Genomic DNA, 17040 nt, shown 5'->3' with positions numbered 1-17040 from the left:
TTATTTATTGTAAGCTTGCAGCTGGTTTAAAATAATAGCTCTTGCCTCTTCATTTAATCTCTTTGTGCCCTCAATAGTTAAACCCTTTGTAGATAAAAACTTGTGTATTTTCACACGCATGTTCCCTGGACCGCCACTAAAAAAAGTATAAGAAAAACGCTTTTTATTATCGGCAAATGTCAATGGTACAACAGGAATTTGATGGTTTATGGCTAACCTAAAAGCGCCATCTTTAAATTCATCTAACAAAATATGCTCTTCAGGTACACCTCCTTCAGGAAAAATACAAATACTAACTCCTGTTTTTAATCGTTTTTGGGCTCTTAAAAATACTCCTTGCCTACTTTTAGGTGAACTTCTATCTACTAGAATGCAGGTTCGTTTATAGAAAAACCCAAAAAGTGGAATTTTAGCCAGCTCTTTTTTTCCAACAAATACAAATGGATTTTTAACTGAAACCAGCATGAGCATTATATCAGCCATCGAGGTATGATTAGCAATAAACATATAGCTTTTTGATGGGTTTGGAGTTTGCTCGCTTTCAACAATCCATCTAAAACCCATTCCAACTAAAATAAACTTCGCCCAAAAACGCGCGAGTTTAAAAAAGAAGGGATACCATGATTCTTTAGAAATAGAAATTAAAAGAACGGGGAACATAACGATTATTGGTAAGGCTACAAGAATGTAAAACCAAATACGGTATAATACCCAGAAAATATATTTAAAAATCTTCATAAAGACCAAAAATACATATTTGTATTGAGCTATTCTATTAAAAAAATTACCTTTGCCTTTTGTTTAACTCTTAAAAAATTCCTGCTGAAGTTTATCTTGAGCGGAGCCGAAAGGCAGGAAGTATTATGGCAAGAATACTTACAGGTATACAAAGCACCGGAACACCGCATTTAGGAAATATTTTAGGTGCCATTATTCCAGCGATACAAATGGCAGAAAAGCCAGAAAACGATTCGTATTTATTTATTGCAAATCTGCATACCTTAACTCAGATTAAGGATGCTGACACATTAAGAATGAATACCTATTCAACGGCTGCAGTGTGGTTAGCTTTTGGTTTAGACATACAAAAAACGGTATTTTACAGACAGAGCGACGTGCCACAAGTAACTGAATTGTCTTGGTATTTAAGTTGCTTTTTTCCATATCAACGGTTAACATTGGCGCACAGTTTTAAAGATAAAGCCGATAGACTAGAAGATGTAAACTCTGGTTTATTTACTTACCCGATGCTTATGGCTGCCGATATTTTGCTTTATGATGCAGAAATTATTCCTGTTGGAAAAGACCAAGAACAACATATTGAAATGACCCGTGATGTGGCATCAAGATTTCATGCCAAAGTTGGAGAAACTTTTGTTTTACCTCGAGCTGAAGTACAAAAAAACACCATGCTTATTCCTGGAATCGATGGTGAGAAAATGAGCAAAAGTAGAAATAACATCATCAATATCTTTTTAGATGATAAAAAACTACGAAAGCAAATCATGTCTATTGAAACCGATAGCACCCCGCTTGAAGCACCTAAAGATTGGAAAACTTGTAACTGTTTTGCTATTTATAGTTTACTAGCTTCTGATGAGCAAATTGCAACTATGAAAGCTAATTACGAAAACGGAAATTATGGTTACGGACATGCAAAACAGGCTTTGTTTGAGTTAATTATTGAAAAATTTGCTAAAGAACGTGAGCGTTACAATTACTACATGAATAACCTCAACGAAATTGATAAAGCACTGGCCGTTGGAGCAGAAAAGGCAAAATTAGTAGCAGACACTGTTTTAAATAGAGTTAGGGAAAAGGTTGGGTATTAAACCACCTCGAATAACTTCCCAGGTAAAGGTCTAATTATACCCTTTAATTCCATATTTAATAGTGTACTACTGACCTTAAAAATAGGTAGACTGCAATTAATAGCAATTACGTCCAACTGTTGCTTTTCGTTTTCTTTCAGATAATTATAAATCGCCTTTTCAGTAGTATCTAACTCAACAAATAGCTTTTTTTGAATCGCCGGTTTTTTATCGTCCTCTAACTTCCAATTTAAAATATAAGGCACATCTAAAGGTGTAGTAAGCATATGAGCTTTTTGATGTTTAATTAAATTATTACACCCAACACTCTGGCTATCAGTTGTTCTACCTGGAACTGCAAAAACATCTCTGTTATAAGAATTTGCAATGTCTGCAGTAACTAAACTTCCGCCTTTTTCGGCAGACTCAATCACAATTGTTGCCTCACTCAATCCTGCTATAATTCTATTTCGCTTTAAAAAATTGTTTTTATCAAAGGTGTCTGTACTCCAAAAATCAGATAAAAATCCACCGTTTTTTTCTACATCAACCATATACTTTTTATGAACTTTAGGATAAATAGTATTTAATCCATGTGCTAAACAACCTATAGTTTGCAAATTATTTTTAATCGCCGCTTTATGAGCTGTAATATCGGTTCCGTAAGCAAACCCAGAAACAATTATAGGGTTATAAGGTGCTAATTTCTCAACCACATCTTCACAAAACGCCATACCACTTGTTGTAATTTTTCTAGCTCCTACAATGCTAATAATATGCTGGTTTTCTAAGTTAACATTTCCCGTTTCAAACAATAAAATAGGTGCATCAATACAATGTTTTAGCTTCTCTGGATAACTATTACCCTTAAAATAGGTAACTTTTATGTTATTAGTCTTTATAAATTCGATTTCCTTTTCAGCTTCTTTTAAATGATGTGATTCATACAAATCGCTTAAAACCACTGTTCCAATACCATTTATTTTAAGTAGGTTTTGCTTTTTTTCTTTTAAAACCGCCTCAGCAGAACCACAATGAGAAATAAGTCTTTTTGCAATAATATCTCCAATATTTGGTACATGCTGCAATGCCAAAGTATAAAGCAAATCGTTTTCTGTCATCTTAAATGTTTGATTTTGAAACCGCAATAAAAGAATTTTTACACTGTTAATAAATACTTGAGGTTAAATTTTATCTAACAGCAAAAAATTTTAACTTTGTTTTTATGCAATTAGAAACCTATATAAGCGATTTATTATACCGATATGAATGTGTTACCATACCTGATTTTGGTGCTTTTTTAACACAAAACACATCAGCCACCATTGATGGAGCTTCTAACACTTTTTATGCGCCAAAAAAAATGGTTTCATTTAATGAGCAAATTCAAAAAAATGATGGCTTATTAGCACATTACATAGCGGATGTAGAAAAAATTCCTTTTGAAACAGCCAATAAAAAAATTGCTAAACGAGTCAAAATACTTAAGTCTTATTTAACCCAAGGTGAAACCCTAACCTTTAAAAATATAGGCGAAATTGTTTTTAATAAAGAAGGTAAAATCTTGTTTGAGCCTTCATACCATCTTAATTATTTAACCGATTCTTTCGGTTTGTCTCAATTTGTATCGCCCTCTGTTAATCGAGAAGTTTATAAAGAAACGGTTGAGACTATTGAAAAAGTAATACCAATTGCTGTTACTCCTGAAAAGCGCAAAGCAAGACCTTATTTAAAATATGCTGCTGTGGCATTAATAGCATTAACCTTGGGAGGATTAGTTGCTTCTAATTTTTATGTAAACCAAATTGAGCAACATAATCAATTAGCACAAGAGGAAGCGGCTCAACAACTTGATACTAAAATACAGCAAGCTACTTTTAATTTAAATCCGCTACCTGCAATTACATTAAATGTTACTAAACAATCAGGCAATTATCATATTGTTGCTGGGGCTTTTAGAGTTGAAGAAAATAGTGATAAAAAAATTGCTCAACTAAAAGCTGATGGTTTTAGCGCAAGAAAAATTGGTGTTAATAAATACGGTTTGCACGAGGTTGTTTATGCAAGTTATGAAGACCGATTGGAAGCATTAAAGGCGTTAAGAAACATCAAGAAAACGCATAATAAAGATGCTTGGTTGTTGGTTAAGAAATTAAACTAATTAGCTAGTAAATTTTTCCTTCTAAATCCTAAAATCGTTTTACCTTTGCCACATCATTAAACAAAACCTGATGAAAGCAAAAACACCCGAACAATCTAGAACGATTATGACCGATATGGTCTTACCTGGTGAAACAAATCCTTTAAATAATTTATTTGGTGGCGAACTTTTAGCTCGTATGGATAGAGCTGCTAGTATTGCTGCAAGACGCCACAGCAGACGTATTGTAGTTACAGCCTCGGTTAACCATGTGGCTTTTAATAGAGCTGTTCCGTTAGGTAGTGTTGTAACCGTTGAGGCAAAGGTGTCTCGTGCTTTTAAAACCTCAATGGAAGTGTTTATTGATGTTTGGATTGAAGACCGCGAGTCGGGTAATAAAACAAAAGCAAATGAAGCTATTTATACGTTTGTGGCGGTTGATGAGACTGGGAGACCTATTGTAGTGCCTGAAGTAATTCCTGAAACCGATTTAGAAAAACAACGCTTTGATGCTGCTTTACGCAGAAAACAATTGAGTTTACTTTTAGCTGGAAAAATAAAACCAAGTGAAGCTAGCGAATTAAAAGCTTTGTTTGAATAATTAAACCTTTTTTAATTCACGTAGTCTTATAGTAGAACCAAATTTTAAAACTATGAGACCTATTATTTTATTTTTCGCATTTTTAATGATGCTTAGTTTGTCATCATGTGCAACAAGAGTTGTTACTAGACCATCTGCTGTAACGGTTGTAAAAACACGTCCTGCAAATTACAAAATTGTTAAAGTAAAAGGAAAACGTTACTACTTTTGGAATGGAAATCATTACAGAAAAACAAGAAACGGATACGTTATTACACGTTTGTAAATAAGTTCAACATATCTAAAAATATTTACATTCTGTAAATCCAACTTGCTGGATCTTCAAAGTCCGAGCCTTTAGATATGGTAAAACTTAAAATAGTTTCACCTGAATAGTTATTTGTTGCAACTTCCCCTATAATTTGCTTCGTAGTAATTTTGTCACCTTTTTTTACATAAACTTTCGATAAGTTTTTATACAAAGTTACATAACTACCATGACGGACCATTACCATTGGATTTGTGTTTTTCATTCTAATGATTTCACTTACCTCACCATCAAATACCACCATAACTTTAGCGCCTTTTTCAGTAGCAATTCTAACTCCATTACTTTTTATAATTAAGCTATTATCAATATTAGATTTTTGAGTACCATAACCTAACCTTACAATTCCTTTTTCTACAGGCCAAGGTAGTTTTCCTTTATTCGAAACGAAATTGGAAGCAAGGACTTTCTCTTCTGGAGTTAATGCAAACGTGGTTGAATTTTCACTTTTTCCTGCTTTTCTATTAGAGCTTGCAATGGCTGCCTTAATAATTCGATCTATTTCGGCATCTATTCTATCAACTTCCCTTTGCTTCTGCTTAATTTGTGAAGCATATAATGACAAGTTTTGTTTGATTGACTTCATTAACCTCTCATGTTCACTTCGCTCTTTTTCCAATGATTTTTGAATCTCTCTATTCTCAGCAATTAACTTTTTCTTTGATTCTTGTTGCTTTAACAAGTCGCTATTTACTTCTTGTAATTCTAAAGTTTTTGCTTTTATAGTTTCACCTTGTTGTTTTTGATGATCGGAATATTGCTTGATATATTGTAGTCTCTTATAGGCTTGCTTAAAATTGTTTGACGACAATAAAAACATAATCCTACTCTGTTGGTTTTTACTTTTATAAGACTTAACAATCATTGCCGCATAAGCTTCTTTTAATTCTTTTAACTCGTCTCGTAAACTGGTTATCTTTTTCTGGTTAGAATTTATTTGACGCGTTAATAAATTAGCTTGTTGATTAGTAACTTTTATTAAATTAGATAATACTCTTATTTTATAATTAAAATCTTCAATAAGCGATACTTGTGACTTTTCCTTTGATTTATTTTCCGCTCGTAATTCATTAATTTTTTGAATCTCTCTGCGCAATTCCTGACGGCGCGTTTCAAGCTCTTTTTGCTTATTATTCTGAGAAAAAATCAATGTGCTGCAAAGCAAAAAACTGAGCAGAAAAAGAATCTTATATGCGTTTTTAAAAGGAATCATTAAAGTTCTATTTCTTTAAAACCAGATGGTATTTTAAAAGGAAATCTTAAATCTTCGTTTAAAGAAATATTTTTAAATTCTAAATTTAGAATAACTTCCTCATTGTTCTCAACAGCTATTACTTTTATTAGTTCAGGTAAGATTTGCTTATCAACATTTTGATGTGATAAATAGTCTACTTGCAAATGTCTGTGTTGTTTTGGTTGTGTAATCTGTTGTGATTTTACTTTAAAATGTGATGGATCTAATAAAAAGAATATTTCAAACAATTCGCGTTGCTTTTTAGGTTGAACAACATACGAACCTTCATCAACTGAAGCTTTATAATCATCATCTTTTAAATTGAAAATAGCTTCGCCAATTAATAAATTTTGCACCTTTTGAAAATCTAATTCAGTTCCTAATAAGTTGCTCAAATACTTATAATCACCATCGAAATAAGTGTTGTCCAACTTATTATAAAAACTAACCTTTTCTGGAGTCACCAGGGCTCTAATCACTGAAAAAGAAGCGTTTATCCAGAGCATTTCATCCTTCTTAGCTCTAAAGTTTACGGTATGTGTTTGGGATTTACCGTTTTGCTCTAATGTTATTTTTAGCTTAGATTGTAACGTATTATAGTTTGGGGTTTGTTTTGCGTTTTCTTTTATTAATTGCTTAGTGGATAACTTATAATTGGCTTCGCCGCTGTTAATAGTTTTAGCAGATTTACAATTATATACTAAAGCTGTTAATACGGTTAAAATAAATAGGGCTCGTATGTTCATTAATTTGAAGTTTCTATTTGTTTTGCTTTATCTGTAAACGCTTTTGCTTTAACAGTATTGTTTAATAGGGTATATGCCTTACTTAACTGGTTGTAAAAATCAGCTTCCATTTTTGGGTCTTCTATGATGTAATCTAAACCTGTTTCTAGCGATACCAGTGCCTTTTTTGGTTGATTTAATTCGTTTAATGCTACACCATTTATTAAATAAAATAAAGGTTGAGACGGATATTTCTCCAATACTTCAGCGCTTTTGTCATTGACAAGATTGTACTTTTTTAAATCTAAATATAAAAGCATTACATTTCGTAACACGCCAAAATTATCTGGTTCTAATTGATGCGCCGTTTCATAATATTCTAAAGCCTTTTCCTTATTGTTTTTTGCTAAATGATATTGACCTAATTCTATAAGAGTTTTACTGTTGTTAGAGTCGCTTACCATAGAGGTTGCCTCAACTAAATCGGCTTCATATTGAGGGTTATTACCAACAAATTGAACAAAATCGGTTAAAACTTTAAGTTTTGCTTCGGGTTTAATTTCTGAGCTATTAACTACTATTTTCATAGACTCAATAGCTTTTTCAGCATTATCTTCATCTAAATAAAACTTGTAAAGTGCCAGATGAACCAACTGCGAATTAGGATTTATTTTTAAAAGCTCTTTTGCGGTTTCAAAGGCTTTGTCTTTTTCATTGTTTTCGCTATATCGATAAATAAGTGCTAAATAGTTTGATTCTTTATCAGGATTATTTTCAACACGTTCTTCAAGGTTCTTAATTTGATCTTTTTTGCGACCGGTAACTTCATAAATTCTATTTCGCATTATATCCCGCGAAATAGAAATTCCAAACGCATCATCTAGCTCATCTAAAATCTCCAAAGCATCATCGTATTTTTCAACTCTCACATAAAGTGAAGCTAAATCTTCTTTATAATCAGGGTGGTATTTTACAAGTTGTTTAACTGCCTTTATTGCTTTGTCATAATCATTTTGGGATACATAAAATCCATATAATTCATCCAAAAACCATTCGTTATCTGGGTCTTTATCAACTGCCTTTTTTAAGGCATCTTCAGCAGCACCAAAATTTTTAAGTTGATTATAATTTTTTCCTAGCTCAAAATATAATACGGGTACTGAGTTATCTATATCAATACACTTTAAAAGTGCTTCAACCGAGCGGTCGTAGTTTTCAATCCCTTTTTGTTTTAAAGCTTCATAAAAAAACTCTTGGAACTTATCCTCATTATTCCCTAAATCGTCATTTTGAGCATGATGTATCTTTGGAAATATTAAGCTTCCAATAAAAATAAGTAGAATGTAGGTTTGTTTTTTCATATCACCATGAGGCTTCGAATAAGTTCGGAATGACAAATAACTCTCAAATTGTATTCCAAATTTTTAAATTATTCCAATACGGAATAATCACCAATACTAACACTTTTAAAATCACCATTATAATTTACGTGATTACCTATCATTGCATTATCTAAATTAGCATTTTTAATGATTGTATGCGTTTGTATTAAGCTATTTTTAACTATTGAATTTTCAACAACAGTATCATTCCCGATAGAAACGAAAGGCCCAACAGTCGTATTTTTTAGGACCACATTTTCGCCAATGTAGCAAGGTTCGATAATTTTTGAATTTTCTAATTTAGCCGAAGAAGCCACTAATTGCTCCTCGCCATCTGCTTTTAAAAAGCCTAACATGCGTTGATTGGTTTCAATAGTAATGGCTTTATTTCCACAGTCCATCCACTCATCAACCGTTCCTGTTTTAAATACTTTACCATCAGCCATCATACGCTTAATACCATCATTAATTTGGTATTCCCCTCCATTTGTAACGTTTTCGTCAAGAATTTCTTGTAATTTTTCTTTTAAAACAGCCACATCCTTAAAGTAGTAAATCCCAATTACGGCTTGATCGCTTACAAACGTTTTAGGTTTTTCAACCAATTCAATAATTTCTTCTTTATCATTTAATTTAACTACTCCATAAGCTTCAGGGTTATCCACTTTTTTAGTCCAAATAACGCTATCAGCTTTATCATCTAAATCAAATTCTGCTCTAATTAAAGTATCGGCATAAGCAATAACTGCTGGACCCGAAAGTGATGGTTTTGCACACATGATAGCATGACCAGTTCCTAAAGGCAAATCTTGACGATAAATAGACGCTTTAGCACCTAAACTTTTTGCTAAGTTTTGTAAACTAGATACAACTTCATCACCAAACCATGCGGGATCACCTAAAACAAAAGCTATTTCTTCAATAGGTTGTTTTAAAACTTTAGCAATATCTTTTACCAATCGGTGAACAATAGGTTGTCCAGCAACTGGAATTAAAGGTTTTGGTACAGTTAAACTATGTGGGCGAAGACGTGAACCACGACCTGCCATTGGGACTATAATTTTCATTTTTTAAAAGTTGATTCGTTTATATATTGATTTATTTGACACCAGTGCTCCCAAATCCGCCTTCTCCTCTTGAAGTTTCTGATAATTCTTGAGATTCAACCCATTCAGCGCGCTCATGCTTCGCAATTACTAATTGCGCAATACGCTCTCCATTTTGAATGGTAAAATCTTCATTGGACAAGTTTACTAATATCACGCCTATTTCGCCTCTATAATCGGCATCAATAGTTCCTGGTGCATTTAGCACTGTAATGCCTTTTTTAGCCGCTAAGCCACTTCTCGGGCGTACTTGAGCCTCAATACCCACAGGAAGCTCAATAAATAGTCCTGTGCCTACAATACTGCGCTCTAGTGGCTTTAAAACCCTTGATTCTGATATGTTAGCACGTAAATCCATTCCTGCGGAAGCAATGGTTTCATAATGCGGTAATTCGTGATTGGATTTATTTATGATTTTAATTTTCATATTACCTTTTTAACAATTGTTTAATTTGATGTCTCTCAGAAAAATAAATGATGCCCAAAAATACAATTAACATTGAGATTCCTATAGTATAATCCCCTCTAAATCGATAAAATGACAACATTGAAAATGCTATTGAACCCATTAAATACAGTGCTATTTTTTTCAAATTATACGGAATTGGATAATATTTTCTCCCAAAATAATAAGATAATAACATCATACTTGCGTAAGCACTTAATGTTGCAATGGCAGACCCTTTATAGCTGATTATTGGAATGAGCCAAAAGTTAAGTGCTAAAGTTAATATAGCGCCAAATACTGATATATAGGCGCCAAATTTTGTCTTATCTGTTATTTTGTACCATACAGAAAGGTTGTGGTAAATGCCTAAACAGAAATTTGCCAACAAAATAATAGGGACAACCCACATGGCTTTCCAGTAAGCCTCATCACCAATAAAAACAACTTTTAATATGTCTGCAAAAACGACTACTGTAAGCAATATTAGCGAACCAAAAATCACAAAGTATTCTAATATTCGTGCATAATTTTTTTGAGGGTTTTCCGTTTTAGCATGACTAAAAAAGAACGGCTCAATTCCTAATCGATATGCTGTCGCGAACAGTGTCATAAACAGGGCTAGTTTGTAACAAGCAGAATACATCCCTATATCGGTTTTAGCTATATTCTCAGGCAATAGTTTATCTAATAAAATTCGATCAAAAGTTTCATTTATAGAAAAGGCTACCCCAGCGATTAAAACGGGAAATGCATATCGCATCATTTGCCTCCATAGTCTTTTATTAAATGTGTATTTTACTTTGAAATAAAACGATAGCATCAACAATAAAGTAACAGCACTAGCTACTAAATTTGCTATAAAAATATAGTTGATTTCAAAATTGGGTTTGTAAATAGATTCAAATATTGATACCTCTGACGCTAATCCTTTTAGCCACAATAGCAAAAACAGATTTAATCCTAGGTTGATTACTACGTTTAGTATTTTAATAATCGCATATTTTAAGGGTTTCGCATTTGCTCTTAACCATGCAAACGGAATGATGACCAAAGCATCTAAAAGTAAAATCCAAATAACTAGGTTAATGTATTCTGCTTTTATATCGATAGCATTGGCGATTTTATCTTGAAAAAGTAAAGCCAAAGCAAAAAACAATAGTGATGTTACAATTAAAGAAATAGTAGAAGTTCCAACAACCTTAGCCTTATCATCCTCTTTATTAAAAAACCTAAAAAATGCGGTTTCCATGCCATAGGCTAAAATGACATTAAATAAAACGAAGTAAGAGAATATTAAGGAAACATCACCATAGTCAGCCACTGATTTTAGAACACTATCATCGGTATGCAATCGAACCAATAAAAAGCTTAACATTCTTGGTAGCACCGTGGCTAATCCATAAATAAAAGTTTGTTTAAATAATGTTTTGAGTCCGCTCAAAGAATAGTTTTTAATTCCGCTAAAAATACGTTTTTACCAAACGTAAACCAAAAGATTAGTTATTGCGGTTTACTTGCAGGAAATAAGGTTTCTTCATCCTGTTTTTTAACGATATTGGTAATCTTAAAGAACTTGGTTTTACTACCATTTTTATAGCTAACAGCACATTCGTCTTCTTTTAATTCAAACGGAATTTTCTCAGGAATTTTAGGTGCATTATTACCGTATTCTCCATAGGGCTCATTGCTCATTATAATATCCAGAGGTTTATTTTTATCTGTTTCAAAACGACCGACACAAAGTGTGTCATTTATACGTTCCAATTTGGCTTGTTTACCTCTAAAATATACAGTATCTAATTGAATATTATTTAAACTAGACTGCATTGGAATAAACAAGTTAATTCCAGACCCACCATATCTTGCACCTGCTACCCACTCGCTAAAATAAACGTTTCCTAATTCTAATGGAGCTCCTTTCTCCAATTTTGGCTTACTAGCGCATTGAGAGAAACTCATCATCAAAATAGCTATTAAAAATATTAAAAGTGTTTGTTTTAGAAGCTTCATTACTAGGTTTTAAATATTATAAATATACAATTTCAAAATTGATGCCATAAAAAAAGCCTCACTAAAAGTGAGGCTTGATATTTATTTGATTAGACTGAAACAAGTTCAGCATGATACTCTATTATTAAAGGCCGCTACTGTTTGAATAATTTAGCTTCGTTTAATTATTAAGTGCTTCCGCACCACCAACAATTTCTAAAATTTCGTTAGTAATAGCTGCTTGACGCGCTTTATTATAAGTTAATTTAAGTTGATCTCTAAGTTCTGTTGCGTTATCAGTTGCTTTATGCATTGCTGTCATTCGAGCCCCGTGTTCACTTGCAAAAGAATCTCTTATACCTTTATATAACTGAGTTTTTAAAGATTTAGGAATTAATTGCTCAACAATTTCTACTTTTGATGGTTCAAAAATATAATCCATATTGTTAGCTATTTCTCCTTCAATCGGCACAATTGGTAAAAACTGTTCAGTAGTTACTATTTGTGTTGCTGCGTTTTTAAATCTGTTGTAAACTATTTCAATTTTATCAAACTCCCCAGCAACAAACTTATCCATTAAAAGTTGAGCAATTTCTGCAACATTATCAAACGTTAAGTCGTCAAAAACTTCACTTTTATTAGCAATAACTCTTTTAGTTTTCTTAAATGCATCGTTAGCTTTTTTTCCTATTGCCAGATACGATACTTCTTGATTTGCATAAGTTTCAGAAGTAAGTTTATTTACTTCTTTTATGATGTTTGAATTAAATGCTCCTGCCAACCCTCTATTTGAAGTAATCGCAACGATTAAAACCTTTTTTACCTCACGCTGAGTAGAAAACTTACTTCCAGAATCAGCATCCAAAGTGGCACTTAGGCTTTGTAAAAGCTCAGTTAATTTATCAGCATAAGGTCGCATTGCAGTAATAGCATCTTGAGCTTTCTTTAATTTTGCAGCAGATACCATTTTCATGGCACTGGTAATCTGCATCGTTGAAGATACCGATGATATTCTATTACGTATTTCTTTTAAGTTTGCCATTCTTTAATTTATAAAGACTCTTCGATACTTCGACTGCGCTCAGCACAGACTGTACTCAGAGTGACATTAATTTTAAACTTCGAGTTTTAAGCTCTATATTTCCCTGATAAATCTTTAGCTACAGCTGTTAATGTATCTGTAACTTCATCAGTTAATTTTCCTGCTTTTAATGTGCTTAATACACCTGCATGTTTTGCCTTTAAGAATTCAATGAAATCTCTTTCAAATTCTTTTACCTTTTCAACAGGAACATCTCTTAATAAGTTTTTAGACCCTGCATAAATAATAGCAATTTGGTCTTCAACTGTAAACGGATCGTTTTGAGCTTGTTTTAAAATCTCAACGTTACGTTTTCCTTTTTCAATTACATTCAAAGTAACCGCATCTAAGTCAGAACCAAACTTCGCGAATGCTTCTAACTCACGATATTGTGCTTGATCTAATTTTAATGTACCTGCAACTTTTTTCATAGATTTAATCTGTGCGTTACCACCAACACGAGATACCGAAATACCCACGTTAATTGCTGGACGAACACCAGAGTTAAATAAATCTCCATCTAAGAAGATCTGTCCATCTGTAATAGAAATTACGTTTGTTGGAATATATGCTGATACGTCACCCGCTTGAGTTTCAATAATTGGTAAAGCTGTCAACGAACCGCCACCTTTCACTAATGGTTTTAATGAATCTGGTAAATCGTTCATATCCTTAGCAATTTCATCATCGTTAATCACTTTTGCAGAACGCTCTAATAAACGCGAGTGTAAGTAGAAAACGTCACCTGGATAGGCCTCACGTCCTGGTGGACGACGTAATAATAAAGATACCTCACGGTATGCAACAGCTTGTTTCGATAAATCGTCATAAATGATTAATGCTGGACGACCTGTATCTCTAAAGTATTCACCAATTGCGGCACCCGCCATTGGCGCGTATACTTGCATTGGAGCAGGATCTGAAGCATTCGCTGCAACAATAGTCGTATAGGCTAAAGCGCCTCTGTCTTCTAATGTTTTAGCAATGTTTGCTACAGTAGATGCTTTTTGACCTACAGCAACATATATACAATATACAGGCTCACCTGCATCGTAAAATTCTTTTTGATTTAAGATGGTATCAATACAAACGGTAGTTTTTCCAGTTTGACGATCGCCAATTACCAACTCCCGTTGTCCACGACCTACAGGTATCATCGCATCAATAGATTTGATACCAGTTTGTAATGGCTCGGTTACTGGCTCACGGAAAATAACACCAGGAGCTTTGCGCTCTAAAGGCATTTCGTATGTCTTTCCAGATATAGGACCTTTTCCATCTATTGGGTTTCCTAAAGTATCTACAACTCGACCAACAATACCTTCACCTACATTGATAGAAGCAATACGTCCAGTACGTTTTACGGTTGAACCTTCTCTAACTCCTACCGAAGCTCCTAACAATACAATACCAACATTATCTTCTTCAAGGTTAAGTACAATACCTTCTAGTCCACCCTCAAACTCTACTAGCTCACCATATTGAGCGTTAGCCAATCCGTAAGCGCGTACAATACCATCACCCACAGTTAATACAGTTCCTACTTCATCTAATGAAGCACTTGCTTCAAAACCTGAAAGTTGTTTTTTTAAGATTGCTGATATTTCAGCTGGTTTTACTTCTGCCATCTTATTATTTATTTAGATATAAATATCTTAGTTTAATGTAAATTCTCTTTTTAATTTGTTTAGTTGATTTGCAACACTTGCGTTATACTGGACATCTCCAATTCGCAAAATGAAACCACCTAATATGCTTTCGTCTATAATATTTTTTACTTCAATATTCTTTCCTGTAAGCTCTTTAGCTTTTGCTAAAACTTTCTTCTCTAAATCTGCTGTTAACGCCACCGCCGTGGTAACCGTAGCAAGCTCAATACCTTTAGATTTATCAAATAATTGATTATACTTAAGTGCAACATCACCTAAAATACTAATCCTGTTATTACTAATTAAAGTGTCTATTAAGCTTAATGTTGTTTTATCAGATTTTTTAAAAACCTCTAACAAAACAGATTTTTTAACTGAAGAAGGTACTACAGGGCTTTGAAGCATCTCGTTTAAGTCCTTACTGTCTGCAATAGTTTTAGCTATTTGCAACATATCATTATTTACAGCATCTGCTGTTTTTTGATCTGATGCTAAACTTAACACCGCTTTTGCGTAACGTATTGCTGCTCTTGCTCCTGACATACTACTACTAGTTATATTAGTTTAATTTAGCTTCACCTAACATAGATTCAACTAGTTTTAGTTGCTTGTCTTTGTTAGATAGTTCTTGACGCACTACTTTTTCTGCAATATCAATTGATAAGTTTGCTACTTGAGATTTTAATTCAGATATAGCTGCTTTCTTTTCGCTTTCTATTGCGGCTTGTGCTTGCTGAATCAACTTATTTGCTTGTTCTTGGGCTTCTCCTTTAGCATCTTCAATCATTTTATTTTTGATATCACGCGCTTCTTTCAACATAGCTTCACGTTCTGCTCTAGCTTCTTGTAAAAGTTTTTGGTTATCAGCTTGAAGGTTTTGCATCTCTAATTTTGCTTTTTCAGCAGAATCTAATGCGTTTTTAATCCCCTCTTCTCTATCATTAACAGAATCTAAAATGGGTTTCCAAGCAAATTTCTTTAATAAAAGAATTAGTGCTATAAATAATACAGCTTGCCAAACAAATAACCCTAATGAAAAGTCTTCAAATAATTTCATAATAATTTATATTTCTAAAACCTTATGTTTAATTTAAAAGAACAGCTATAACCAACCGTTATAGCTGTTTCTCTTATTTGTCTTACACTGCAAATAAAGCAGCAAATCCAATACCTTCAATCAAAGCTGCTGCAATAAGCATAGCTGTTTGAATTTTTCCTGTAGCTTCAGGTTGACGAGCGATTGCTTCCATAGCAGAACCACCGATTCTACCAATACCAATACCTGCTCCAATTACTACTAAACCTGCACCTACGATAGCTGGAATTTCCATAATATATATATTAATTAATTAAACATTCGATTTATTAATGTGCTTCATCATGATGTTCTTCAACGGCCATACCGAAGTATAATGCTGAAAGCACGGTAAAAATATATGCTTGTAAAGCTGCTACTAGCAACTCTAGAATAGCCAAAACAAAAGCTAATAAGAATGACAACGAACTACCTATCCAGTTTTGGAATAAGAATATCATTCCTATAATACTCATTAATACCACGTGGCCTGCAGTGATGTTTGCATACAAACGAATCATTAAAGCAAATGGCTTAATAATGGTACCCAATAATTCTATTGGTGCCAAAATAATTTTCATTGGTACCGGAACTCCAGGCATCCAAAAAATATGTTTCCAGTAATTTTTGTTTCCAGAAAACGTAGTGATAAAATAAGTAATAAGCGCTAAACATAATGTAACTGCAATATTGTTAGTTACGTTCATTCCTATAGGAGTTAACCCAAAAAGGTTCACTATCCAAACAAAGAAAAATACGGTTAACAAATAACTCATATATCTCTTGTAATGCTTCTCACCAATGTTAGGAATTGCAATTTCATCACGAACATAAAGTACAATAGGCTCTAAGAAACGTCCCATCCCTTTTGGCATACCATTATTCTTTTTATAAGATTTTGCCATTCGGCTAAACATGAAAAACATAATAGCAAAAACCATAAATATCATGGTAACATTTTTGGTAATTGAAAAATCTAATGGTTTATCATTTATAGCGTGATGGTTCTCATCTTCTATGATCTCTCCATTTGGACCATCCACTTTATAAATTTTTGAATGATGTAATTTATAGTAATCCCCTCCAACTTCTGCAATCGTTTTTCCATGATGGAACTTTGATGATGAAAACACCTTTAACCCATTATCCCATAAAATTACTGGTAACGGAAACCCAACATGTTTTTCTTCACCTGCATCTGTTGTATATGAAAACAAGTTAAAATCGTAAGAATCTTTTAAATGGTGTTGAATATATGCTTTTACTTCAGACTCAGTAGCTTTTCCGGTTTTTTGTTCACCGTGACCTTCTTGTTCTTTTCCAAAAGAAACAAAGGTTGTTAAAAGTAGTAATAGTGTAATTGGTTTTAAAGATATTTTTCTTCGCATATCACTCTAAATAATAGTGGCTTAAAAATCGCTGCAAAGGTATGTTTTTATCTCAAAAACAAAAACAATTTTGCCTTTTATTTCATCTATTATTTTAATGTCAA

Annotated in this window: 19 protein-coding genes; 4 read left to right on the top strand and 15 right to left on the bottom strand. The window is 33.1% G+C overall.

Annotation, left to right across the window (positions count from 1 at the left end):
* Positions 1 to 738, bottom strand: coding sequence for a lysophospholipid acyltransferase family protein (locus tag L3X39_RS03285; protein ID WP_237230314.1), 738 nt, complete (start codon positions 736 to 738; stop codon positions 1 to 3).
* A 125-nt stretch (positions 739 to 863) separates the two neighbouring features.
* Here L3X39_RS03285 and trpS point away from each other — a divergent pair, with 125 nt between their 5' ends.
* Positions 864 to 1832, top strand: a complete 969-nt coding sequence (gene trpS / locus L3X39_RS03280; RefSeq protein ID WP_237230313.1) for a tryptophan--tRNA ligase — start codon at positions 864 to 866, stop codon at positions 1830 to 1832.
* Here the strand turns inward: trpS and dprA are convergent.
* Entirely contained in the window at positions 1829 to 2932 is a 1104-nt protein-coding gene (gene dprA / locus L3X39_RS03275; RefSeq protein WP_237230312.1) for a DNA-processing protein DprA, read from the bottom strand. The two genes, trpS and dprA, sit on opposite strands and share 4 nt — an antisense overlap.
* A 104-nt stretch (positions 2933 to 3036) precedes the next feature.
* Here dprA and L3X39_RS03270 point away from each other — a divergent pair, with 104 nt between their 5' ends.
* The 3 genes from L3X39_RS03270 (at position 3037) to L3X39_RS03260 (ending at position 4817) form a co-directional block, all read left to right on the top strand.
* Complete coding sequence (locus L3X39_RS03270; RefSeq protein WP_237230311.1) at positions 3037 to 3972, top strand: HU domain-containing protein; 936 nt, start codon at positions 3037 to 3039, stop codon at positions 3970 to 3972.
* A gap of 70 nt (positions 3973 to 4042) precedes the next feature.
* Positions 4043 to 4552: an acyl-CoA thioesterase gene (locus L3X39_RS03265; RefSeq protein ID WP_237230310.1), complete on the top strand. Its 510-nt coding sequence runs from the start codon at positions 4043 to 4045 to the stop codon at positions 4550 to 4552.
* A 52-nt stretch (positions 4553 to 4604) separates the two neighbouring features.
* Entirely contained in the window at positions 4605 to 4817 is a 213-nt protein-coding gene (locus L3X39_RS03260; RefSeq protein ID WP_237230309.1) for a DUF6515 family protein, read from the top strand.
* Positions 4818 to 4842: 25 nt separating this feature from the next.
* Here L3X39_RS03260 and L3X39_RS03255 read toward each other — a convergent pair whose 3' ends face one another.
* The 13 genes from L3X39_RS03255 to atpB all read right to left on the bottom strand — a co-directional run bounded on the left by L3X39_RS03255 (position 4843) and on the right by atpB (position 16936).
* Positions 4843 to 6072: a murein hydrolase activator EnvC family protein gene (locus L3X39_RS03255; RefSeq protein ID WP_237230308.1), complete on the bottom strand. Its 1230-nt coding sequence runs from the start codon at positions 6070 to 6072 to the stop codon at positions 4843 to 4845.
* On the bottom strand, positions 6072 to 6839 hold the full coding sequence (gene lolB1 / locus L3X39_RS03250; RefSeq protein WP_237230307.1) for a lipoprotein insertase outer membrane protein LolB1: 768 nt from the start codon (positions 6837 to 6839) through the stop codon (positions 6072 to 6074). Before lolB1 ends, L3X39_RS03255 begins: the two co-directional genes overlap by 1 nt.
* Positions 6839 to 8179 (bottom strand): tetratricopeptide repeat protein, encoded by a 1341-nt coding sequence (locus L3X39_RS03245; RefSeq protein WP_237230306.1) that lies wholly within the window; start codon positions 8177 to 8179, stop codon positions 6839 to 6841. The genes lolB1 and L3X39_RS03245 overlap by 1 nt, the downstream gene beginning before the upstream one ends.
* 68 nt (positions 8180 to 8247) lie before the next feature.
* Positions 8248 to 9267 (bottom strand): sugar phosphate nucleotidyltransferase, encoded by a 1020-nt coding sequence (locus tag L3X39_RS03240; RefSeq protein ID WP_237230305.1) that lies wholly within the window; start codon positions 9265 to 9267, stop codon positions 8248 to 8250.
* A 31-nt stretch (positions 9268 to 9298) separates the two neighbouring features.
* A complete protein-coding gene (gene dut, locus L3X39_RS03235; protein WP_237230304.1) occupies positions 9299 to 9733 on the bottom strand; it encodes a dUTP diphosphatase in 435 nt (144 codons plus the stop codon).
* 1 nt (position 9734) lies between these two features.
* Positions 9735 to 11195: an oligosaccharide flippase family protein gene (locus L3X39_RS03230; protein WP_237230303.1), complete on the bottom strand. Its 1461-nt coding sequence runs from the start codon at positions 11193 to 11195 to the stop codon at positions 9735 to 9737.
* Between the two features lie 59 nt (positions 11196 to 11254).
* Positions 11255 to 11764: a hypothetical protein gene (locus L3X39_RS03225; protein WP_237230302.1), complete on the bottom strand. Its 510-nt coding sequence runs from the start codon at positions 11762 to 11764 to the stop codon at positions 11255 to 11257.
* Positions 11765 to 11924: 160 nt separating this feature from the next.
* Positions 11925 to 12785: an ATP synthase F1 subunit gamma gene (atpG, locus tag L3X39_RS03220; RefSeq protein WP_237230301.1), complete on the bottom strand. Its 861-nt coding sequence runs from the start codon at positions 12783 to 12785 to the stop codon at positions 11925 to 11927.
* 86 nt (positions 12786 to 12871) lie between these two features.
* Positions 12872 to 14452 (bottom strand): F0F1 ATP synthase subunit alpha, encoded by a 1581-nt coding sequence (atpA, locus tag L3X39_RS03215; protein WP_237230300.1) that lies wholly within the window; start codon positions 14450 to 14452, stop codon positions 12872 to 12874.
* 27 nt (positions 14453 to 14479) lie between these two features.
* Positions 14480 to 15016, bottom strand: a complete 537-nt coding sequence (atpH, locus tag L3X39_RS03210) for an ATP synthase F1 subunit delta (RefSeq protein ID WP_237230299.1) — start codon at positions 15014 to 15016, stop codon at positions 14480 to 14482.
* A 16-nt stretch (positions 15017 to 15032) separates the two neighbouring features.
* A complete protein-coding gene (locus L3X39_RS03205; RefSeq protein ID WP_237230640.1) occupies positions 15033 to 15533 on the bottom strand; it encodes a F0F1 ATP synthase subunit B in 501 nt (166 codons plus the stop codon).
* A gap of 79 nt (positions 15534 to 15612) precedes the next feature.
* On the bottom strand, positions 15613 to 15804 hold the full coding sequence (gene atpE, locus L3X39_RS03200) for an ATP synthase F0 subunit C (protein WP_102756010.1): 192 nt from the start codon (positions 15802 to 15804) through the stop codon (positions 15613 to 15615).
* A 34-nt stretch (positions 15805 to 15838) separates the two neighbouring features.
* Positions 15839 to 16936, bottom strand: a complete 1098-nt coding sequence (atpB, locus tag L3X39_RS03195) for a F0F1 ATP synthase subunit A (RefSeq protein WP_237230298.1) — start codon at positions 16934 to 16936, stop codon at positions 15839 to 15841.
* Positions 16937 to 17040: the final 104 nt, after the last annotated feature.

It is taken from the genome of Flaviramulus multivorans (genome assembly GCF_021728415.1).
Lineage (GTDB): Bacteria > Bacteroidota > Bacteroidia > Flavobacteriales > Flavobacteriaceae > Sabulilitoribacter > Sabulilitoribacter multivorans.
Note: the sequence above shows the minus strand (reverse complement) of the source record. Positions and strands in the feature narration are given on the sequence as shown.